This window comes from Kytococcus sedentarius DSM 20547 (assembly GCF_000023925.1).
GTDB classification, from domain to species: domain Bacteria; phylum Actinomycetota; class Actinomycetes; order Actinomycetales; family Dermatophilaceae; genus Kytococcus; species Kytococcus sedentarius.
On sequence record NC_013169.1, the window covers coordinates 2,323,642 to 2,344,495 of the forward strand.

At 72.2% G+C, this 20,854-nt stretch carries 19 protein-coding genes and 1 pseudogene; 10 read left to right on the forward strand and 10 right to left on the reverse strand.

All coding sequences use genetic code 11. The features are described from left to right. Positions 1-22 precede the first annotated feature (22 nt). Complete coding sequence (locus KSED_RS11005; protein ID WP_015780156.1) at positions 23-787, forward strand: alpha/beta fold hydrolase; 765 nt, start codon at positions 23-25, stop codon at positions 785-787. A gap of 51 nt (positions 788-838) precedes the next feature. On the opposite strand, the gene KSED_RS11010 is transcribed toward KSED_RS11005, so the two are convergent. Beyond that, a complete protein-coding gene (locus tag KSED_RS11010; protein WP_015780157.1) occupies positions 839-3,166 on the reverse strand; it encodes a cytochrome P450/oxidoreductase in 2,328 nt (775 codons plus the stop codon). Between the two features lie 309 nt (positions 3,167-3,475). Here KSED_RS11010 and KSED_RS15135 point away from each other — a divergent pair, with 309 nt between their 5' ends. Then, positions 3,476-4,042: a hypothetical protein gene (locus KSED_RS15135; RefSeq protein WP_015780158.1), complete on the forward strand. Its 567-nt coding sequence runs from the start codon at positions 3,476-3,478 to the stop codon at positions 4,040-4,042. 168 nt (positions 4,043-4,210) lie between these two features. Here the strand turns inward: KSED_RS15135 and KSED_RS11020 are convergent, their stop codons facing one another. Next, complete coding sequence (locus KSED_RS11020; protein WP_015780159.1) at positions 4,211-4,996, reverse strand: putative hydro-lyase; 786 nt, start codon at positions 4,994-4,996, stop codon at positions 4,211-4,213. Between the two features lie 343 nt (positions 4,997-5,339). Next, positions 5,340-7,586 (reverse strand): DUF4200 domain-containing protein, encoded by a 2,247-nt coding sequence (locus KSED_RS11025; RefSeq protein WP_015780160.1) that lies wholly within the window; start codon positions 7,584-7,586, stop codon positions 5,340-5,342. 110 nt (positions 7,587-7,696) lie between these two features. On the opposite strand from KSED_RS11025, the gene KSED_RS11030 reads away from it, so the two are divergent. Continuing rightward, complete coding sequence (locus KSED_RS11030; RefSeq protein WP_041291624.1) at positions 7,697-8,101, forward strand: secondary thiamine-phosphate synthase enzyme YjbQ; 405 nt, start codon at positions 7,697-7,699, stop codon at positions 8,099-8,101. Between the two features lie 276 nt (positions 8,102-8,377). Here the strand turns inward: KSED_RS11030 and KSED_RS11035 are convergent, their stop codons facing one another. Next, positions 8,378-9,430 carry a zinc-dependent alcohol dehydrogenase family protein gene (locus tag KSED_RS11035; protein ID WP_015780162.1) on the reverse strand — a complete coding sequence of 351 codons (1,053 nt, stop codon included), beginning with the start codon at positions 9,428-9,430 and terminating at the stop codon, positions 8,378-8,380. A 193-nt stretch (positions 9,431-9,623) separates the two neighbouring features. On the opposite strand from KSED_RS11035, the gene KSED_RS11040 reads away from it, so the two are divergent. Beyond that, positions 9,624-10,175, forward strand: a complete 552-nt coding sequence (locus tag KSED_RS11040; protein WP_015780163.1) for a GNAT family N-acetyltransferase — start codon at positions 9,624-9,626, stop codon at positions 10,173-10,175. Between the two features lie 118 nt (positions 10,176-10,293). Here the strand turns inward: KSED_RS11040 and KSED_RS11045 are convergent, their stop codons facing one another. Then, positions 10,294-11,646 (reverse strand): YjiH family protein, encoded by a 1,353-nt coding sequence (locus KSED_RS11045; protein ID WP_015780164.1) that lies wholly within the window; start codon positions 11,644-11,646, stop codon positions 10,294-10,296. A 177-nt stretch (positions 11,647-11,823) separates the two neighbouring features. Between KSED_RS11045 and KSED_RS11050 the strand changes: the two genes are divergently transcribed. Further along, positions 11,824-12,234: a four-helix bundle copper-binding protein gene (locus tag KSED_RS11050; protein ID WP_015780165.1), complete on the forward strand. Its 411-nt coding sequence runs from the start codon at positions 11,824-11,826 to the stop codon at positions 12,232-12,234. A 67-nt stretch (positions 12,235-12,301) separates the two neighbouring features. Here KSED_RS11050 and KSED_RS14290 read toward each other — a convergent pair. Continuing rightward, positions 12,302-12,526, reverse strand: a pseudogene (locus KSED_RS14290) (alcohol dehydrogenase catalytic domain-containing protein); the annotation flags it as partial. Between the two features lie 38 nt (positions 12,527-12,564). Next, complete coding sequence (locus KSED_RS11055; protein ID WP_015780166.1) at positions 12,565-14,118, reverse strand: SLC13 family permease; 1,554 nt, start codon at positions 14,116-14,118, stop codon at positions 12,565-12,567. A gap of 143 nt (positions 14,119-14,261) precedes the next feature. Between KSED_RS11055 and KSED_RS11060 the strand changes: the two genes are divergently transcribed. From KSED_RS11060 to KSED_RS11070, 3 genes are all read left to right on the forward strand, one after another. Beyond that, a complete protein-coding gene (locus tag KSED_RS11060; protein WP_237699528.1) occupies positions 14,262-14,573 on the forward strand; it encodes a GNAT family N-acetyltransferase in 312 nt (103 codons plus the stop codon). Positions 14,574-14,638: 65 nt separating this feature from the next. Next, on the forward strand, positions 14,639-15,346 hold the full coding sequence (locus KSED_RS13845) for a type IV toxin-antitoxin system AbiEi family antitoxin domain-containing protein (RefSeq protein ID WP_049758559.1): 708 nt from the start codon (positions 14,639-14,641) through the stop codon (positions 15,344-15,346). Between the two features lie 127 nt (positions 15,347-15,473). Beyond that, positions 15,474-16,142, forward strand: coding sequence for a hypothetical protein (locus tag KSED_RS11070; protein WP_015780169.1), 669 nt, complete (start codon positions 15,474-15,476; stop codon positions 16,140-16,142). Between the two features lie 59 nt (positions 16,143-16,201). On the opposite strand, the gene KSED_RS11075 is transcribed toward KSED_RS11070, so the two are convergent. Then, positions 16,202-17,491 (reverse strand): Fic family protein, encoded by a 1,290-nt coding sequence (locus KSED_RS11075; protein ID WP_015780170.1) that lies wholly within the window; start codon positions 17,489-17,491, stop codon positions 16,202-16,204. A 203-nt stretch (positions 17,492-17,694) separates the two neighbouring features. On the opposite strand from KSED_RS11075, the gene KSED_RS15565 reads away from it, so the two are divergent. Continuing rightward, entirely contained in the window at positions 17,695-17,823 is a 129-nt protein-coding gene (locus KSED_RS15565; protein WP_015780172.1) for a hypothetical protein, read from the forward strand. 63 nt (positions 17,824-17,886) lie between these two features. Here KSED_RS15565 and KSED_RS11080 read toward each other — a convergent pair whose 3' ends face one another. Both KSED_RS11080 and KSED_RS11085 read right to left on the reverse strand, forming a co-directional pair. After that, entirely contained in the window at positions 17,887-18,282 is a 396-nt protein-coding gene (locus tag KSED_RS11080; RefSeq protein WP_015780173.1) for a type II toxin-antitoxin system VapC family toxin, read from the reverse strand. After that, positions 18,279-18,545 (reverse strand): type II toxin-antitoxin system VapB family antitoxin, encoded by a 267-nt coding sequence (locus KSED_RS11085; RefSeq protein ID WP_015780174.1) that lies wholly within the window; start codon positions 18,543-18,545, stop codon positions 18,279-18,281. The genes KSED_RS11080 and KSED_RS11085 overlap by 4 nt, the downstream gene beginning before the upstream one ends. A gap of 93 nt (positions 18,546-18,638) precedes the next feature. Here KSED_RS11085 and KSED_RS11090 point away from each other — a divergent pair, with 93 nt between their 5' ends. Further along, entirely contained in the window at positions 18,639-20,726 is a 2,088-nt protein-coding gene (locus KSED_RS11090) for a GmrSD restriction endonuclease domain-containing protein (protein WP_015780175.1), read from the forward strand. Positions 20,727-20,854 lie beyond the last annotated feature (128 nt).

Sequence of the window (20,854 nt, forward strand, 5' to 3'; positions counted from 1 at the left end):
CGGCGAGGACTAGCGTCACCTCATGCACAACTCCTCGCTGCGCACCCACGGCTCCGGCCCCCACACGGTCCTCTACCTGCACGGCTGGTTCGGCTCGGCCGCCACCGGCTGGGGCACGGAGTTCGTCGACACCCTCGACGGCGACGCCTGCACCCACGTCTTCCTCGACCACCGCGGCTACGGACAGCGGCAGGACGAGGCCGGCGAGTTCACGCTCGACGAGATCGCCCGCGACACCCTGGCCGCCGCTGATTCCCTCGGCGCGCGGGAGTTCTCGGTCGTCGGCCACTCGATGGGGGGAGCCGCCGCCCAGCGCGTCCTCTCCCTCGCCCCAGAGCGGGTCAGGGCCCTCATCGGCATCAGCCCGGTGCCCGCCTCGCCCACTCCGCTGGACCCCGACGGCGAGGCCCTCTTCGGCGGCGCGGCGCAGGACGACGAGAACCGCGCCACCATCATCGACGTCACCACCGGCAACCGCCTGAGCCGCCGCTGGATCGACGCCGTGGTGGCAACCTCCCGCGCCGAGTCCACCGAGGAGGCCTTCGGCGGGCACTTCCGCTCGTGGGTGTCCGCCGACTTCGCCGACGAGGTGCCGGCCAACGCTGCCCGCAGCCTGGCGATCGTCGGTGCGCAGGACCCGGCACTGGGCGAGCAAACCATCCGGGCGACCTGGTGTGAGCTCATGCCCACCTCAGAGGTGGTGGTGCTGCCCGACGCGGGGCACTACGCCATGAACGAGGCGCCGATCCGCACCGCGACGGAGATCAACCGCTTCCTCGCCAGCTGAGGCCGCCCGGCGGTCCCGCCGGGCGCCCGGCGGGACCGCACTCGATGGCCGTCAGAGGTCCAGGACCAGCCGGTCCCCACAGGCCCGGGAGCAGCAGGTCATCATCGACCGCCCCGCCCGGCGCTCCGCGGCGGCGAGCACCACGTCCCGGTGGTCCACCTCACCGGAGAGCACGGGGACCTCGCAGGAACCGCAGAGTCCCTCCTCGCAGTCACTCGGCACGTCGACGCCGGCGGCGCGCAGCGTGTCCAGCACGGTGGTGTCGGCCGCGACCTCGAGCGTCTGCCCGCTGACCTCCAGCTCCACCGTGAACGCGTGCTCCACCTCGGGATCCAAGGCGCCCAGGGTGCTGGTGAAGTGCTCTAGCCGCAGGGTGTCCTCCGACCAGTTCGCGGCCAGCTCGGTCAGTGCGTCCAGGAGGCGCTGCGGTCCGCAGGCGTACACGCGGGTTCCCTCGGGCAGGTCCGTAAGGAGGGCCGACAGGTCTGCTCGCTGGCCCTCGTCGGCGGCGTGCACCGACACCCGTTCCCCGTGGTCGCGCTCGAGCCGGTCCAGGTACGCCATCGTGGAACGCGACCGTCCCAAGTAGTGCACCCGGTAGTCGCGGCCCGCTGCCTTCGCGGCGTCGGCGTGGGCGAGCACCGGGGTGATGCCGATGCCCCCGGCCACCAGCACGAGGGGGCCGTCGCCGTCGTCGAGGCCGAAGTGGTTGCGCGGCCCGCGAACGGTCACCTGGGCACCCTCGGTGAGCTCGGCGTGCACCCAGGCCGAGCCGCCGCGTCCGGCGTCCTCGCGCAGGACGGCGATCTCGAGGTGGTCGGCCGACGGGTCGCCGCAGAGGCTGTACTGCCGCGAGCGCAGGCCGTCCTCGTCCTCGCCGCAGTCGAGGTCGATGTGGGCGCCACTGGTCCAGCGCGGCAGGGCCCGCCCGGTGGGGTCCACCAGGCGGACGCGGCGCACCTCGTCGGTCAGCGGGGTCACCGACTCCACCCGCAGCGTGCGCGAGAGGGCACCCTTGGAGGGCTCACCGATGGTGATCGGCCGGTGGCGGTCCAGGATGCCGGGGTTCGTGCGCTCCGGGTTGGCCGTGGGGTCCCACTCCACCCAGAGGTGCTCCGGCCCACGGAACGAGGTGTTGGGCACGTAGGAGAACTCCTGGTCCGGGTCGAGCTCCAGGTGCGGCAGGCGAGTCGTGAGCTCCTCCAGGAAGACCTGCATCTCCATCCGGGCAAGGTTCTTGCCCAGGCATTGGTGGACGCCGTAGCCGAAGGTGAGGTGCTCGGCGGCGGACTCGCGCCGCGGGTCGACCGTGTCCGCATCGGTGAAGTGGCGCTCGTCGTGGTTGGCCGAGGCGCTCACGATGAGGAGCTTGGCCCCCTCCGGGATCGCGACCCCGCCCACCTGGGTGTCGCGGAGCGCCAGCCGCCGCCAGGCCGCCACCGACCCGGCGTGGCGCAGGCACTCCTCCACCGTGTTGGCGATGAGCGCGGGGTTGGCGCACACCTCGTCCCACACGGCGCGGTGCTCGAGCAGGAGCTTGACCATGTTGGCTGATGCGTGGGCGGTCGTCTCGTGCGCGGCGACAATGCCAGCCATCATCATCGAGTGCAGGTAGGAGTCGGTGACGACCTCCGGCTGCTCGGCCTGCGCCCGCACGCTGAACGGCATCCACCCCGGGGCGTCGGGGTCCTGGCGGATGCGCTCCAGCACCTGCCCGGCGTACTGCCAGAACTGTCCGACGTTGTGTGCCACGTCCACCTGCTGCTCGGGCGTGGGACGGCCCCAGGTGTTCACGGTGTGGGCCACCGAGAAGCGCTTGAGGGTGGCCATATCGTCCTCGGGCACACCGAGGAAGTGGAAGGCGACGTTGAGCGGTATCCAGTAGAGCAGCTGGGTGACCAGGTCGGCACGGCCCTCGTCGATGAAGGCATCCACGGCCTCGCGGGTGAGGCGGCGGACCATCTCCTCGTGCTCGGCCAGGTGCTCGGGGGCGAAGGAACCCATCAGGGCGCGGCGGCGGGCCATGTGGGCGGGCTCGTCCTCGTTGACGAGGGTGCGGTCCAAGCCGAAGTCGTAGGTCTTCAGGACCTCGGTGGCCTCGTCGGTGGTCGGAGTGATTTTCTCCAGCGCGATGCGGGGGCTGAACGTCTCGTGGTCACGGAAGACAGCGCGCACGTCCTCATAGCGTGTGACGACCCAGTAGCCGAGGGCCTCGTCGTAGAACACGGGCTGTTCCTCGCGGAACACAGCTGTGGCGGCGGCGGGGTCGTGTTGGTAGGCGTCGCCGAAGGGGTCGAAGGGGTGCTTGCCCGCGTGCTGCTCGCGGTGTGCAGCGGTGTGCGCGACGGGGCAACCGGTGGGCGTGATGGTGTCGGTCATGGCGGGCCTCCCGGGCGGTCGACTGTGACCCGGGCCACTGTAAGCGCGCGGGACGGCCCGGGTGATGGCGGGGTGGCGCGGCGGTGGCGTGGCCTCATCACGGACCTGACACGCCCACTCCCCCCACCCACACACCCGCGTAGCCCCGCCCGGCAGTTACCGCTGGCGCCGTCGCCAGCGTCGCCGTCGTCGCCGCCTGATGCGGGGCCCGACAGCGCAACGACAGCCGATGGGGCGAGGATCCCCAGCATCAGCTGATCGCCGCGCGACCGGCCACCGCCCACACGCCCCATCCCCAGGGAGAACACCATGGACGACCGCACCCCGCAGGGCGCCAGCCCGCTCGACGCCACCGACGGCCCGCAGCCGACGACCCCGCCGCACGAGCACACGGGCCCGCAGTCGAGCACCTGGGCGCCCGGCCAGGAGACGCCCCAGCAGAACGCACTGGCCCCGTACCCGCAGGGCAACCCGTCCCACACCGGGCACCTGCAGGCGGGCTCCTACCCCGGTCAGCAGCCCGGCCAGCACTTCGCCGGCTCCTCGCACCAGTACCCCGGCCAGCAGGGCTTCGCCGGCCCGAACGGTCACGCCGGGCCCAACGGTCAGATGATGGCCACTCCCAAGAGCCCTGAGCTTGCCGCCGTCGCCAGCTTCTTCATCGCCGGCCTCGGCCAGTTGGTCAACGGCGACGTGGCGAGGGGTCTCATGTTCTTCTGCGCGATGGTAGGCATGGGCATCCTCTCGGCCCTGCTCACCTTCATCCTGCTCGGGTGGATCATGTGGCCGTTCATGTTCGCCACCTGGCTGTGGAACATCTTCGATGCCCACAAGGGCGCCCAGAAGCGCAACATGCGGATGGGATACGTCGGCTGACGCAGCCCCCTGCCAGGAGCTGACACACCCAAGCGGCACCTGACACACCGTGTTCGGTATGTCAGGTGCCGCATTGCTGTGTCCACTCGTGCGTGACGGCCGGGCACCGGGTTGCCAGCTTCCCGACCGGCCCCCGACCGGCCGACCAGCCCCCGGCCACACTCCCGCCTACCGCCGCCCGTCGAGCACGTCGGTCACGAACATGTGCCCCGGCGCATGCGTGATCGCCCACGGCGGGCGCGACGCCTCCAGCACCACCTGCGGCGTCACCCCACACGCCCAGAACACCGGCACGTCCCCGGGCTCCAGCTCGGTCGCCTCCCCGAAGTCCGGCCGCCCCAGGTCGCCGATCCCCAACCCGGCCGGGTCCCCCGCGTGCACCGGCGACCCGTGCGCCAGCGGCACCGCAGCGCTGGTCGTCGACGCCAGCGGCACCAGGCCCACCGGCATCGGCCGCATGGAGACCACCAGCTCCCCGTGCAGCCGTCCAGCGGGCACGAGCGGACGGTGGGTGCGGTACATGGCCACGTTCCGCCCCTGCTCGATGTTCCGCACCGGCACCCCTGCGCCCTGCAGCGCCGCCTCGAAGCCGAACGAGCACCCGAACAGGAAGGCCACCGCATCGTCGGTCCAGTGGTCGGCGGCGTCGGGCACCTCCTCGACCACCCGCCCGTCGCGCCAGATGCGGTAGGCCGGCAGGTCGGTGCGCAGGTCGGCCCCCTCGGCCCAGGAGGTCGTGGGGTCGCCGGGGTCGGTGACGTCGAGCAGCGGCATGGGGGCCGGGTTGCGGTGGGCCAGCAGCAGCATGTCGAACGCCCAGTCGGCCGGCAGCACCACGAGGTTCGCCTGCGTCACGCCCGGGGCCACTCCGCTGGTGGTCCGCACCTCCCCGGCGCGGTAGCGCTGCCTCGCCGCCCGCGCCTCGGCCACCGGGTCGTTCGATGGGGTGTGCATCCCCCCAGCGTAGGCAGCGCGGCGCCGCCTACGCGCAGATGGAGGATTTCCGTGACCTGGCAAAGGTGACCGCGCCGCCCAACCCCGTCACCGGTCCGGTGTTTGTGGAGGGGCGACGAGTGGTTCGTCCGCCGCATCCCGCTGGCCGACGGCCGCGCCCACCTGTCGACCTGCATGCCGTGATGAGCCGCGGCGAGTCGTCCTTCGTCGCCATCGAGGCCGCTCGGCGGGCCCACCGGCTCGTCCGACCCCGACCCCGTGCACCCCTTCCGTGCGGTGGGCGCGGTGACGGTCGCCCGCATCGAGAAGCGGTGGCTGCGGGGCTGATGGGGTGAGCCCCGCCTCAGGGCTCCAGGTCGTCGTGCAGCGCCACCCGGGAGAGCTCGATGGTGCCGTCCGGCAGCCGCCAGTAGCTCAACCGCCGGGCCGAGGGCGTCTTCTGCTGCAGGGGCGCACGCCGGCAGACCGCGCCGTCCTCGCGCGTGACGGCCGGGGCGTTGCCCGCATCGCCGCGCCGCAGCACGTGGTCCTCGTCCACCCCGCGCCCGGTGAGCACCGCCACGGCCACGCGCAGCACCCGGTCGCGCGAGACGCCCTGCACCGTGCGCAGTGAGTCCGCCATGGCCGGCCCGATGCGGTAGCTCGCCGGCAGCGGCCAGGTCGCCTTGTCCTCGGGCCGGGTGGTCTCCACCCAGGTGCGCTCGAGCTCCCACCGCAGCTGCCGCGCGGGGTCTGCGAATCCGTGCACCTGCTCCACCACCCCGGTCCGCCCGGCCTGCCGTTCGCGTTGGGCGCGGGTGCGGGCCTCACGGTTCTCGCGGCGCAGGCGCTCCACCTGCTGCTCGGTGCGCTGCCGCTCCCGCGCCTCGACCTCCACCTGCCTCCGGGCCCGCTCCGCCTCCATCGAGTGCAGCTTCACCCGCTCCTGCAGGTCAAGCACCCGCTCGGCCAGTGCCCGCTCGCGCGGGGTGCTGCCCGGCGTGACCAGGGGGCCGGTCGGCGGGTCGCTCGGCAGGCTGCCCGCTGCCGTGGTCACCCCAGGACCCGGCGCGCCGGACGTGCCCTCCGATGCCGTGCCCCCACCGTCCGCGCCCGGCTCCCCAACGCCCGGGCCACCCTCGCCCGGCAGGTCGACGTGCGCGCCCCAGTCCTGCTGGTCCAGCCACGGCGGACCCCCGGGCAGCAGTGCCGGGGCGGGGACCACGGCCTCGTCGTCGTCCACGTCGAGCAGGCTCAGCCCGAGGGCGCTGGACGTGCCGTCCTCGCCCGCGGCAGCCGCGCCCGCGCCGTCCCCACTCGCGTCCGCCACGACCCGCGCGGCCAGCACCTCCCCGGGGCTCACCAGGTCGCGCAGCCGGTCCAGCTCGTTGCCGGTCACCTGCGCCAGGCCCACCGCCACCGTCACGCCCGGGGCCGGTTCCAGCTCCATCGTCGCGTCGGACACCTCCGCCACCCGGGCCAGCACCACCTCACCGGGCACCCGGGCGCGCCACCACGCGGCGTGCTCCCCCGCATCGGGCGTGACGTCCACGCGCCCCCGGGTGGCGTCGAACCAGCCGGTGACGCGCTGCCCGGGGGCCACGATCCGCTCCGCCGGAACCCCGGGGGCGACCAGCTCGGGCCACAACACGGCCGACCCGCCGCCGTCGAGCTCCACCAGCCCCCGCCCGCCGACCACGCCGCGCACCGTGCCGGTCACCTCGCGAGCGCCCTCCGGGGTGGTGGACGTCCCGCCGGTGCGCACCAGGGCGTTGACCAGGTCCCGCGAGAGCGCCTCGGTGGACCTCTGCGCCTGCCGCTCGTCCTGGCCGAGGCGCAGCGGGGCGAGGCGCCCGTCATCGAGCCAGTCGGTGCCCGGCGGGTAGACGCGCCCGGCGCCGCCGTAGACCCCCTCGCCCTGCAGCCGCTCGGTGAGGCGCCAGGTAGCCGCGCGCGTGGTGAGCACCTCCACGTCGGCGTCGGGTCCGGCCTCCTCCCGCAGGCGAGCGACGTCGATGAGGGGAGCGTCCGCATCGAGCGGCGCCGTCACCACGACGACGGGGCGGGCGCGGGCGGGGTCGAGCAGGTGCTCGGCGAGGGCGTCGGGGTCCTGGGGCGATGCGGTGTGCCCCCCGCCCGCGGCCGCCGCCGTGCCGGCCAGGCTCCCGTGGCCGGCTGCGGTTCGCGTGGTGGCCGGGGCGGGCTGCTGGCCGGTCATGCGGCGCCCGGCCACCTGGTGCTTGGCCTCGGTGATGAGGCGCTGGGTGACCCGGTCGACCTCGGAGGCGGACTCGGGCTTGTGGGCCAGTGGGGGCAGCAGTTTGCCGTCCTGGAGGGCGGGGAAGACGCGCCCGGCGCCGCCGAAGACCTGGGCGTGGCCGGGCAGTCCGGCGTTGAGCTCCCAGGCCGGTTGGGCCGCGACCACGCAGACGTCCGCGCGACCGCGCAGGGCGGCGTGGATCTCCTCGGGGTCCAGCACGCCGGCCTGGCCCTTGGCGTCCTCGGTGAGCACCACCAGTGGGTGGCGGCGCTGCGGGTCCAGGAGGCGGCGGCGCAGGGCAGCGGCCTCGGAGTCGGTCTCCACCCGGGTGACGCCCTGCTGTCCGGCCATGGGTGAAGAGTAGTCAGCGACAGCGAGATGACAGCGGCCGGGGCGGGGTGGCCCCGGGTGCCGGGCCGACGGGCGCGACGGCCGCACGGGTGCGTGACAGCATCGAGGCCATGGACACGACCACGCGTGAGTACCGCACCGGCAGCCAGGACGTCGTGCTGGACATCACCCGCGACTGCGAGGCGTTCGTGGCCGGGCAGGGTGACGGGCTGCTGCAGCTCTTCGTGCCCCACGCGACGGCGGGCATCGCCATCATCGAGACCGGCGCCGGCAGCGACGACGACCTGCTCCGCGCGCTGGGCGACCTGCTGCCGGCCGACAACCGCTGGCAGCACGCCCACGGCACGCCGGGGCACGGCCGGTCGCACGTGATGCCGGCGATCGTGCCGCCGCACGCCACCGTGCCCGTGGTGGATGGGCGGATGGCGCTGGGCACGTGGCAGTCCGTGTGCCTGGTGGACCTCAACGTGGACAACCACGACCGGAAGGTGCGGTTGTCCTTCCTGGCCGGCTGAGGCGGGCCGGGCCGGGCGGGCAGGTCCACTGGGCACCGGGACCGATGTGGGGCACACCCTCACCGGCCCGCCATCTACGATGACTGAGCGGCCCAGCACCGCCCCGGCCCACCGCGCCTGAGTCGTCGCACATTGCACGGGAGGCGTCGCAGATTGCAGGGAAACCGCCTCCCCGGCGCAAAGTACGACGCACGAGCCGCCATCTACGACGACTGAGCGGCCCGGGACCAGCCGACTGCGTGGCGCAGCCCCGTCACGGCCCACCGCGCCACCACCTCAGGGGCGGATGACGGTGATCCCACCACCCGGCGCCGCCCCCAGCTCTGCGAGCGCCGCCGGGGCGTCCTCGAGGCCCACCTCACGCCCGACCAACCCCTCCAGCGCGATGCCGGGACGCCCGCCGGAGCCAGTGACGAGCTCCAGCATCGCGGGGTAGTCGCGCGCTGCCAGGCCGTGCGTGCCGTGGATGGCCAGCTCCCAAGCGACCACGCGGTCCATCGGCAGCGCGGTCCGGGCGGCCTCGCCGAGCAGCAGCCCCACCTGCACGTGGCGTCCGCGCCGCCGCAGGCCGAGCACCGAGGCCAGGGCGGCGGCCGGCGAACCGAAGGCGTCGAGCGAGACGTGCGCTCCCCCATCGGTCAGGTCGTGCACGGCCTCGCCGACCTGCTCGGGTGACAGGCCGCGGGCGTCCAGCGTGTCCTCGGCGCCCAGGGCACGGGCGCGCTCCAGGGCCGCGGGCGCCATGTCGACGGCCACCACGCGGGCCCTCAGCGCACGGGCGATGAGGACGGCCGACAACCCCGCTCCACCGGCCCCGTGCACGGCGACCCACTGCCCGGGCCCGACGCCCCCGTGGGTCACCAACGCCCGGTAGGAGGTCGCGAAGCGGCAGCCCAGGGCGGCGGCGTGCACGTCACCGAGGGAGTCGGGCAGGGCGACGAGGTTGTGGTCGGCGGCGTGGAGGGCCACCTGCTCGGCCCAGGACCCCCAGCCGGTGAAGCCGGGCTGCGTCTGCTGCGGGCAGACCTGGCTGTCGCCGGCCGCGCAGGTGGGGCAGGCGCCGCATCCGCACACGAAGGGGGTGGTCACGCGGTCGCCCACGCGCCAGCGGGTCACGCCCTCGCCGACCTGGCGGATGGTGCCGGCGAGCTCGTGGCCGGGGACGTGCGGCAGGGCGACCTCGTCGTGGCCCATCCAGGCGTGCCAGTCGGAGCGGCACACGCCGGTGGCCGCGACGTCGAGCACGACGCCACCGGGCGGGCAGGGCGGCTCGGGCACCTCCCGGACGGTTGGCAGGACCCCGACCTCGTCGATCACCACGGCGCGCATGGGGCGAGAGTAGGCGATGGGGTGCGCGGCGGTGCGCGGACGTCGATTTCAGCGAGCTGACACAGCAAAGCGGCACCTGGCCCACCGTGTCCGGTGGGTCAGGTCACGCCGTGGTGTGTCAGGTCCGATGCGGGAGCGGAGCCTGCGTCGCACCGACCCGCACCTCGCCCCCGCCCTGTGGCAGTCTCCCTGCATGGCTGATGACCTGACTGTGCGCCCCATCCGTGCCGAGGAATGGCGCCGGGTGCGCGACCTCCGACTGGCCGCGCTGCAGGACCCGGACGCGGAGATCGCCTTCTACACGCGCTACGCGGAGGCCGCCGCGCGCACCGACGAGCAGTGGCGTGAGAACGCCATCGCGTGGTCGGGTGACGACCCCGCCGCGACCGGGCGGCAGTTCGTCGCCACCACCTCCGATGGGGTGTGGGTCGCCTCGCTGGTGTGCGTCGTCCAGCGGGCGGGCGAGCCGGAGTTCGGGGGCGGCACCATCCCGTCCGACCGCGGCCAGCTGCTGGGCGTGTACGTCGACCCGGCGTACCGCGGGCGGGGGCTGCTCGGTCGGTTCACTCAGGCGGCGGAGCAGTGGGCACGCGAGCGGGGGTTGGGGGCGCTGTCGCTGTGGGTGCACGAGGACAACGCCCGTGCCCGAGCTGCCTACGCGCGCCTGGGATTCCGGCCCACCGGCGTTACGGCCGACGAGGCGATGGGGCCGGAGCTGGAGATGGAGCGGGTACTGGAGGGGTAGGCGCAGCCCATCACTCCCTGCGCGAGCTGGCTGAGCTGTCGGCCGGCCAGTGGGGGCTGTTCACACTTTTCATCGACTGGGCGCGGGGCCAAGGCGGCGTGGAGGCACCACCGTCACCTCAGAACAACACGTGCGCCACGGGGATCGCCAGCAGCAGCGTCAGCACCACCCGCTCGAACCAGACCACCACCAGGTCCCGCATCCGCAGCGGGATCTCCGTGGCCACCACGCACGGCACCAGCGCCGAGAAGAAGATGATCTGGCTGACGCACACCACCGCGATCACGAACTTCGTCACCATCGACGCCTCGGCCACCAGCAGCGCCGGCAGGAACATCTCGGCAATCCCCAACGCACTGGCCTTGGCTGCCAGCATGGCCTCGGGCACGCCCAGCAGCGCGGTGATCGGGTAGAAGAGGTAGCCCAGCCAGTCGAACACGGGCGTGTACTCGGCCAGCACCAGCCCCAGCAGCCCCACCGACAGGATGGACGGCAGGATCGCCATCGCCATCAGCACCCCATCGCGCAGGTTCTCGGCGATGTTCCGTGCCAGCGGCGGCGCCGTGGCCGCCTGCTCCTTCGCCGCCCGCCACGCGGCGGCCAGGCGCGAGCCGGTGGGGCGCTCCTCCGCATCGACCTCGCGCCCCTGGTACCCCTGGGAGCTGATGCGGTTGAGCGGCCAGATGCGCACGGTCACCGCGGTGACGGCGAAGGTGATCGCCAGGGTGACCCAGAAGTAGGTGTTCCAGTGCCCCATCAGCCCCAGCGTCTTGGCGACCACGATCATGAACGTGGCCGAGACCGTGGAGAACCCGGTGGCGATGATGGCGGCCTCCTGCGCGGAGTACCGCCCCTCCTTGTAGACCCGGTTGGTGATGAGCAGGCCCAGGGAGTAGCTGCCCACGAACGACGCGACGGCATCGATGGCGGAGCGCCCCGGCGTGCGGAACAGCGGCCGCATGACCGGTTGCATGATCACGCCGATGAACTCCAGCAGCCCGTAGCCCACCAGCAGCGCCAGGAAGATCGCGCCCACGGGCACCAGCAGGCCGACGGGGATGACGAGCTTCTCCCACAGGAAGGGGCCCATGCTGGGCGCCGCGAGCCAGCCGGGCATCGCCTCGAACACGATGAGGCAGCCCACCACGGCGCCGATGACCTTGGCGATGCTGAAGACCGTGTCGGTGACCGAGCGGCGCCACTGGCCGGTGGCGAACGGGACGATGGCGCCGCCGATCACCAGCGCCAGGACGATCCACGGGACCGCCGCCGGGATGGTCTCGCGGATCCAGGTGACGATGTGGTCCAGCGGGATGGAGCTGGTGCCCGCCACCGTGAACGGCACGAAGAAGGCCACGATGCCGATGAGGCTGGCGATGACGGAGCGGGCCAGCTGCGCCGTGGTCGGGGTGGGCGAGGTGTCGGGGTGCGGGTCGGCGTGGTCAGCCTGCTGGGCGAGTGGCGTGCTCATGGTGCGAGTCCACTCCCGGTGCCCGGGCGGCGTCCCCGGGCCACGCGGGGCGTTGCCCAGTCGTGACCTGGTCGCCGTCAGATCGCCAACCTGCACCGCCGGTCGCGAGGCCCTACAGTCGAAGGACGCAGGGCGAGCCGTCCGGGCGAGCCCGAGTCACCCCATCGGGAGGACGTCATGACCCACCACGTGGACGCGATGCTGAAGACCCACCCCCAGGGCACGGGCACCATCGACCAGGCGAAGCTCGCCGCCTGCATCGAGGCGTGCTTCGAGTGCGCACAGACCTGCACGGCCTGCGCCGACGCCTGCTTGGCCGAGGACATGGTGGCCGAGCTACGCGACTGCATCCGCACCGACCTTGACTGCGCCGACATCTGCGCGGCCACCGGCGCGGTGCTCACCCGCCAGACCGGGGAGAACACCGCCGTCCTGCGCGCACAACTGGAGGCCTGCCGCACCGCCTGCTCGGCCTGCGCCGAGGACTGCGAGCAGCACGCCGGGATGCACGAGCACTGCAAGGTGTGCGCGGAGGCGTGCCGCCGGTGCGAGCAGGCCTGCGCGGATCTGCTCGCCGCGCTCGGCTGAGCGCCGGAGCGGCCGACGCACCGCCCGCGGTGGCGGTGATCCCGGCGGGGCTGGCCCTCATCGGGCACCAGCGCGTGACGCCGGGGCCGACCTCGCGGATGGTCCCGGCCAGCTCGTGGCCCGGAACGTGGGGCAGAACGACCTCCTCGTGTTCGACCCAGACGTGCCAGTCCGAGCGGCAGACGCCGGTGGCGGCGACGTCGAGGACGACGCCACCGGGCGGACAGGCGGGGTCCGGCACCTCGCGGACCTGGGGCAGGACACCGACCTCGTCGAAGACCACGGCGCGCATGGGGTGAGGGCAGGCCCGGTGGGCCACCGCCGACGGACTCAGGCGCTCACCCCGAACACCCAAGCGAGCAGCGTCATCGAGACGAGCGTCACCAGCACGATGCCGATGAGGTTCAGCCACAGCCCGCCCTTGACCATGTCGCCGATGCGGACGTACCCCGAGCCGTAGGCGATCGCGTTGGGCGGGGTGGCCACCGGCAGCATGAACGCACAGGTGGCCGCCAGCGCGACAGGGGCGGCCAGCATCAGCGGGTCCATGCCCACCCCGACGGCCACGCCACCGGCCACCGGCAGGAAGGCCGCCGCGGTGGCGGTGTTGCTGGTGATCTCGGTGAGGAAGATGGTGCCGGCCGCGGCCAGCGCCACCATCACCACCGCCGCCACCTGCAGGCCGGAGACGCTCTCACCGATCCACTCGGTGAGCCCGCTGGCGCTGAACTGGCTGCTGAGCGCCAGCCCGCCACCGAACAGCAGCAGCACTCCCCAGGGCAGCTCCTGGGCGGTGTCCCAGTCCAGCAGGCGCTCCCCGGTGAGGCCGACGCCCGGCAGCAGGAACAGCAGCAGGGCGACGATCATGGCGATGCCGGAGTCGCTCACCGGGGGCTCGTCCATGAGCAGCGGCAGCGCCACCCAAGCCAGGGCGGCGGCGACGAAAATGATCAGCACCCGGGTCTCCCCCGAGCCCATGCGCCCGAGCTTCCCCACCTCCCGGTCGAGCATCTCCCGGCCGCCGGGGATCTCCTCGACCTCGGGCTTGAACACCACCTTGGTGAGCAGGACCCAGCACACCACCAGCATCACCACGGCCAGCGGTAGGCCCACCAGCATCCACTGTCCGAAACCGATGGTGACGTCGTGCGCATCGGCCATGTAGCCGGCCAGGAGCGTGTTGGGCGGGGTGCCGATGATCGTGGCCAGCGACCCGATGGAGGCGGCGTAGGCGATGCCCAGCATCAGGGCAGTGCCGAAGTTGGTGCGGATGATGTCCCCGCCCTCGGCGTCCTCGTCGCCGGTCATCTGGGTGGCCACCAGGCCGAGCACGGACAGGCCAATCGGCATCATCATGACGGCGGTGGCAGTGTTGGACACCCACATGGACAGGAACCCGGTGGCGAGCATGAACCCGGCGATCACCATGGCCGGCTTGGTACCCATGGCGCGCACCGTGACCAGCGCGATGCGGCGGTGCAGGTTCCAGCGCTGCATGGCCAGGGCGAGCATGAACCCGCCCATGAACAGGAAGATGATGGAGTTGCCGTAGCTGCCGCCGATGCTGTTGAACGGCTGGTCGGCCAGGGCCGGGAACACGATGAGGGGCAGCAGCGCCGTGGCGGGGATGGGCAGGGCCTCGGTCATCCACCAAATGCCCATGAGCACCGCGACGGCCCCGGTGAGGCGGGCGTGGTGGCCCACCTCGGCGGGGATGAGGAGGTAGACCACCAGGGCGGCCAGCAGCCCGGCGCCCAGACCGACCCAGGAGATCCACTCCGGGCGACCGCCGTCCGAGTCCACCATCTGGTGGTGGGCCGTCGGGTCCTCCCGCGTGGTCCGGGTGGTGCCGGCTTCTGCCTCGTGCGTGGTGTCGCGCGTCATGGTGGCTCCCCGGGTGCGGCTGTGCCCCGCCCAACGCGGTGGGGCGGGTGATGTGGGTCACGCTACGGGAGGCTGTCGCCGGCTCGCGGACCGCCACGCATGGCCCCCGTGTGGCAGCCTCCCCCATAGCTGACGACGTGACCGTGCGCCCCATCGGAGCCGATGAGTGGGAGCAGGTGCGCGACCTGCGCCTCGCGGCCAATCGTGGGCAGCTCATCGGCGTCTACGTCGACCCCGCCCACCGCGGTCGGGGGCTGCGCGGCCGGCTCACCGAGGCCGCTGCGGACTGGACCCGCGGCCTGGGCCTGGGGACCCTGTCGCTGTGGGTGCACGAGGACAACGCCCGCGCCCGGGCCGCCTACAGCCGTCTGGGTTTCCGACCGACTGGCGCCCGGGTGGTCGAGGCGATGGGACCGGAGCTGCAGATGGGGCGGGCGCTGGAGGGGTCGTCGTAGGCAGGTTGCCTTGGGGTGCTGACTAAATTACCCCTGCGTGAAATCTGGTCAGCAGGGAGGTGGCCGTGCGCTCCAGCGATGCCCTGACCACCCTCGCCGAGCTCGGCACGGAGAACGACGGCCTGGTGACCACCTCCCGGGCCGGCGCCTTCGGTGTGGCCCCACTGGACCTCAAGCGCCTGACCGACCACGGGCACGTCACGCGTCTGCGCCGCGGGGTCTACGCCCTGCCCTCCGCCCCGAACGGGCCCCTGCAGGAGCTGCGCGCCGCGTGGCTCGAGGCCAGCGGGCCCGACCCGTGGGTCGGCGACCCGCCCGACACGGTCGTCTCCCACCTGTCCGCCGCAGCCGTGCACGGGCTGGGCGAGGTCATCCCCCATCGACACGAGTTCACCTCACCGCGGCGTCGGCAGACGGTGCACGATGATGTGCGCTTCCACCGCGCGACCCTCACCCCCTCCGAGCACACCGCCTCCCAGGGCCTGGCCGTCACGACGGTGCCGCGGACGCTGGAGGACCTCGCGCCGGTGGTTGACCTCGCCCACTTCGCGGCGATGGTGCGGGCTGCGTTCTCTGTACGGGACGTGGGGATGGTGTCCCTCTTCGCGGCGCTCGACCGGTGCGCGCCGGCCTTCGAGCTGCCGGGGCACGCGGAGCTGCTGCAGAAGTGCTTCCACCTGGAGGGCGCCCCGCCCGAGCTGGCGGCGGCCCAGGGGCTGCTCCGGTTGGTGCAGCCCGCTGGGGACGCAGCGCGGCGGGTGCACGTCACCTGACGCACCTCCGTACCGGAGAGGTTCCCCGCACCTCTCCTCCTGCCGACTAGAGGGAGGGACCGCCATTCTGATACTCATGACGGACGCGGTGACCACACGACCGCAAATTCTGATCTCAGGAGCAATCATGCGTCGCCTTGCCCTACTGCCCACCTTTGCCATCTCCGCAGCACTGCTCGCCGGATGCGGTGGCGGACCCGAGGCCCTGTCGACCGAGGACGCCGAGGCAGCCCTGTTGACCGAGGAGTCCTTCCCCCTGGACGGCTTCACGAAGTCCGACAACGGCGGCGAGGAGTCCGAGTCCCAGTCCGACGATTCTGAGTCCGAGGACGACGAAGACCAGAGCTTCGAGGACATCGTCTTCATGTTCGAGGACGTCCCGGATGGCTGCAAGGACGCCGGGAAGGAGATCGACGAGTCCGAGACCTTCAACACCGATGACGATGCGGACGGGCCCACCGCCACGTTCGAGAAGGACGATTCCGTCGCCGAGGTGAGCATCTCCGAGAAGAAGGACAACTACGAGGACGCGGTCAAGGCGATCCACAAGCTGGCAGACGAGTGCGGCGAGCTCACGGGCGGCCCGTACGACATGAAGATGTCCTTCGAGAAGATCGACGAGGACGACGCCAGAGGCATGGAGATGAAGATCGGCGTGCTGGACGAGGTGCAGCGCCTGACCCTGCTGACGACCTCGGTGGGTGAGAACGTCATCTCGACCTCGGTGGAACAGCTGTCTCAGGACGACGCGAAGAAGATCCTGGAGGCGCAGAAGAAGGCCGTCGAGGAGAAGTGACCTGACCTGCCCCGTGGGCGCACCGCGAGCTCCTCGGACCTCGGGCGGTGACGCGAGATTCAGACGGGCCGCGCAGGCAGCCCACCCCGGTCCGGCGGGGAGGTGATGGTGTCGAAGCCCGGGCTGGCCAGCCGACGCTCGGCCCACGTGACCAGGTCGAGCACGTCATCAGCCATGTGCACGCGTACGCCCGGGCCCGCGGCGCGTTCGACGAGGATACCGGCCGCCGTGAGGTCGTCCAGAGCCGTCCGGGCGGCGCCCGGCGAGATGCCGTACATCTCCCGCACGGTCCGCGGCGTCAGGACGGGGATGCCGGGAAGGTCCGCCAGGATGCGTGCTGATGCGGAGTCGCGGCGGAGGGCCCGCTGCGCCCCTCCCGCACGCCGCGACTCGGTCAGTTGCCTCTCCCACTGCTCGCGGAGCTCCCCCAGCTCGGCCGCGATGCGGGCCGCCTGCTCGCTCGCCGCGATGGCCGCCTCGGCGAAGGTCGACACCCACCGCGCAGGGCCCGCGGTGGCGCCGGACTCCCGCGCGAGACCAAGGCCGCGGAAGTCCCCCAGGCCCCGGATGTAGTCGTCCCGTCGGGTGGCCAGCACGAGGCTGATGGGGAGCACCGCCTGCTCGGTCAGGCCACGGCGTGCGAGGACCGTGTGGATCAGGGCGCGGCCCACCCGTCCGTTGCCGTCGGTGAACGGATGGATCGTCTCGAACTGGGCGTGGACGAGCGCCGCCTGCACCAGCGGGGCATGACTGGCACCCGACAGGTACCGTGCCAGGTCCTCCATCAGGTCCGGAACGCGCTCCGGGGCCGGCGGGACGAACGCTGCCTCCAACGGGTGGAAGTCGGACCCGCCAATCCAGTTCTGCTGCGTTCGCAGGCCGTGGTGCCGACCCTCATCGGGAAGCAGCGCGCGATGGAGGTCCACGATGTCGTCGACGGTCACCACCTCGGACTCGATGAGGCGCCCCGTCGCGTGGCGCACGACGGTCATGTTGTTGGCCACAAGTCGAGCCTGGTCCGAGTAGCCCTTGATGGCATCGTCACCCTGCCCGAGTTCGGCCAGGGCCACCTTGCCGGTCGCTGGCGCGATGCCCTCGATCTTGGACGAGGCGATGGCCTCGGACCGGAGAAGGAAGCGGGCAATCCCCGCCAGGTCACGCGAGGACCCAGCCACTTTGCGCACGGCGGTCTCGGCACGGGCCAGGAGTGCATCGACCTCCGGGTCCAGCACGAGGGGCGCACCCAGCAGCTCAGCCGGAAGGAAACGGCGGTAGGTCCCACTGCGACGCTCCCTGCGCGGGAGGTTCGCCATCGACGGCTCCCAGTCCGCCTCTTCCCAGCTCGTCATGGATACCGCCTTTCCTCTGCCCCACCGGCCGGCGGAGACAGGATAACTCTTTTCCTGTGCGGGGCAGTGCGCCCAAGCGCAGGACAACCGTTGTCCAGCATCCCGACAGGCTCGCGCTCGGCCAGCGCAAGGTCGCCACGGTGGGCATGGTGGCGGGTGTCGTCTTCCACTCGTCCCGGTGGGAGTAGAGGGGCCGGCAGCCATTGATCGGCAGCTTCGACGGGTGGGTGCCGCTGATCATCTCCGGGCTGCTGAGGTGCGCGGTCATGGTGATCGGCCTGGCGCTGACCGGCCCCGTGGACGCGCAGGACGACCCGGCCGCGACGGTGTGAGGGTCACCCCGCATCGGCTGGGCGAAGAGCGGGGCACCGAGGGGGTGTCCGGCCAGCGTGTGGTCAGTACGGAGCGGCGACGAGATCGGTGTGCGTGAAGTCGTCCCCCACGAACAGCAATGGCTCTCCCGCGTGCGCTGCGAGGGCGTAGGAGTAGCAGTCCCCCAGGTTCAGCCGAGCCTGGGATCCGGTGCTGCGGCCGAAGTCCCGGTACGCCTCCCGCGCCAGGAGAGCGTGCTCGACCGTGAGGGGGACGACCTCGACCCCCAGCGTCTGCAGCAGCTCGTCGAACCTGCGCCGCGTGGCCGCCGAGGCGCGCCGGTCGATCACCACGGCGCACTCCACGTACGTGGCCGCGGACATCCGCACACGCGGCGTCTCCACCATCGCGCGCAGCAACCCCTCCGCGCCCTCCTCCCCACCCAGGACGGCGACGATGGCCGAGCTGTCGACGATCACCGGGGCAGCCCGTCGTCGTCGTACAGGTCCGTCAGTTCCTCACTGAGGGAGCCACTCCCCGCGTCCTGCAGGTCGATGCGGATCTGGTCGACCAGCGCCGTCACCCTCTCCCACCGCTCGTCCTCGCTCCGACGCCCTGCCGCGTGGCGCTCGAGGTACTCCTCCAAAGCAGCCTCGAGCGCACTGGTCTGGGACGTGCCGCGCAGCGCCGCCGCCTCCCGTGCCAGCTGGTGCACGCGCTCGTTCTTGATGTTGAGGGCCATGATTTACACCGTACACCTCAGAAATTACACCGTGGTGCACGGCGGCCCCGTGGCACGATGCCGCGACGCCCGCCACACCGTCCCGGAGGCCCCATGGAAACCGCCGTCCGCACACCGCTCGACCTGCTGCGACAGGCCCAGAGGCTGCTGGTGCCGCTCTACCAGCGGCGCTACGTGTGGGACGCCGAGGAGCAGTGGCAACCGCTGTGGCAGGACATCCTGCGCACCGCCGGCCTGCGGGCCGAGGGCGCGAACGCCACCCACTTCCTGGGTGCCGCCGTGCTGCAGGGAACCGTCGCCCGCCCCGGCGACCTCACCACCTGGGAGGTCGTCGACGGCCAGCAGCGACTCACCACCCTGCAGGTCGCCTTCGACGCAGTGGCCGGGGTGCTCGAGGAGCTGGGCCACGACCGCTTGGTCCGGCAGCTGACCAAGCTCACGCACAACGACCCGGATGAGGTGTCCGACCCGGCGGACGACCTCAAGTTCCGCCACCGCAACGCCGATGGGGAACCCTTCCGCGCCGTGATGAACGCCCCCGCCCCGGTGGCCCACGGGGACCTCCCCGGCGCAGAAGACCGCATCGTGCGTGCCCACGCGTTCTTCACCACCGCGGCCCGGGAGCACCTGGCCGGAGCCGACGAGGACGCCGCCGTCGCCCTGGTGGATGCCCTGCGTCAGGGCCTGCAGCTGGTGGTCATCTCCTTGGGGGTGGACGAGGACTCCCAGGTCATCTTCGAGACCCTCAACGCCCGCGGCACTCCCCTCACACCCGCGGACCTCATCAAGAACCTGATCATGCACCGCGTGGACGCCGCCGGCGGCGATGCCGAGCGGGTCTGGCGTGAGCAGTGGTCGCGGTTCGAGGGCGTCTTCTGGACCCATCGGGTGAGCGCGGGCCGCATGACGCTGGCGCGCTCCACGTTGTTCCTGCAGCAGTGGCTCATCAGCCGCACCGGCCGGGAGGTGCCGTTGGGGCGGCTCTTCCAAGAGTTCAAGCACTACCTGGAGCACGAGAGCGGCCAGGACATCGAGGAGCTGGTGCTCCACATCGTGCAGGTGGCAGGCATCTACCGGGGCCTGGTCGAGGAGGCCGAGGGTGACAGCCCCGACCTGACGCGGGCCGGCCTGGCGTTCTACCGCTTCGGGGAAGTGGACACCCAGGTGGCGATCCCGGTGGTGCTGTGGCTGCTGGACCCGCGCAACGGCGTGGAGCCGGGAGTGGCCGAGCGCGCCATTGTGGACCTCGAGAGTTGGGTCATGAGGCGGATGATGCTGCGCGTCACCACGGCGGACCTCGGCCGCGTGACCGCGCGCCTCATCGACGAGCTGGAGACCGCGAGCGGACAGACGGCGGACGAGGTGGTGAGGGGGCACCTGGCGGGGCTCACCGCATCGAGCACCTACTGGCCAGGCGATGCCGAGGTGCGGCGCGAGTTGCTTGCCGCTCCGGCGTACCGGGCCTTCAAGCGGGGCCGTCTGCGGGTCCTGCTGGAGGCGGTGGAGGATGCCGAGCGCGGGTTCGCCGCGGGCACCGGGCGGTCGGGCTCGCGGGTGATGCGGCGGCGCATGCACATCGAGCACCTGCTGCCTCAGAACTGGAAGCCCCACTGGCCGGTGGAGGATTTGGCGGAGGAACTGGACCGAGACGCACACGTGCACCGGCTGGGGAACTTGACGTTGCTCACGGGGAAGTTGAACTCGTCGGTGTCGAACCGAACGTGGATGGGCGAGCGGGGCAAGTGGGCCTCGCTCGAGGAGCACGACGACAACCTGATGACGCGACGGGTGCGGAGGGAGCACTCGGCGTGGTGGGACGAGGCGGCGATCGACGCCCGGACCGAGCACATGCTCGACCAGCTGCTGGCCACGTGGCCTGCGCCGGAGGGGCATGAGCCCACGGTGGGTGGGGAGGTGACGCGCGAGCACAACAGCGCGAGCGTCAGGGACCTCGTGGCGGCAGGTCTGCTGCAACCGGGCACGAGGTTGACCTTCCGCCGTCGATCGGACCTTCCGGCGGCGGTGGTCACCGAGGAGGGGAAACTGCATGTCAACGGGCAGGACCACACAGCGCCGTCCGCTGCCGGCAGAGCGGCATCCGGCCGCGGATGCAATGGCTGGTGGGAGTGGCGACTCCCGGATGGCCGACGGCTGCACGAGGTGCGGGACCAACTTGCTTGAGCGGGGGCCGAAACCGCGGGCGGCCTCCGTATCGACAATATGAAGCGCGGAGGGCCACGCTGAGAGGACAGGGCTGGCACGCAGGCCCACGGCCAATGCATGAGTCGACTAACCTGAGCAGGGTCACT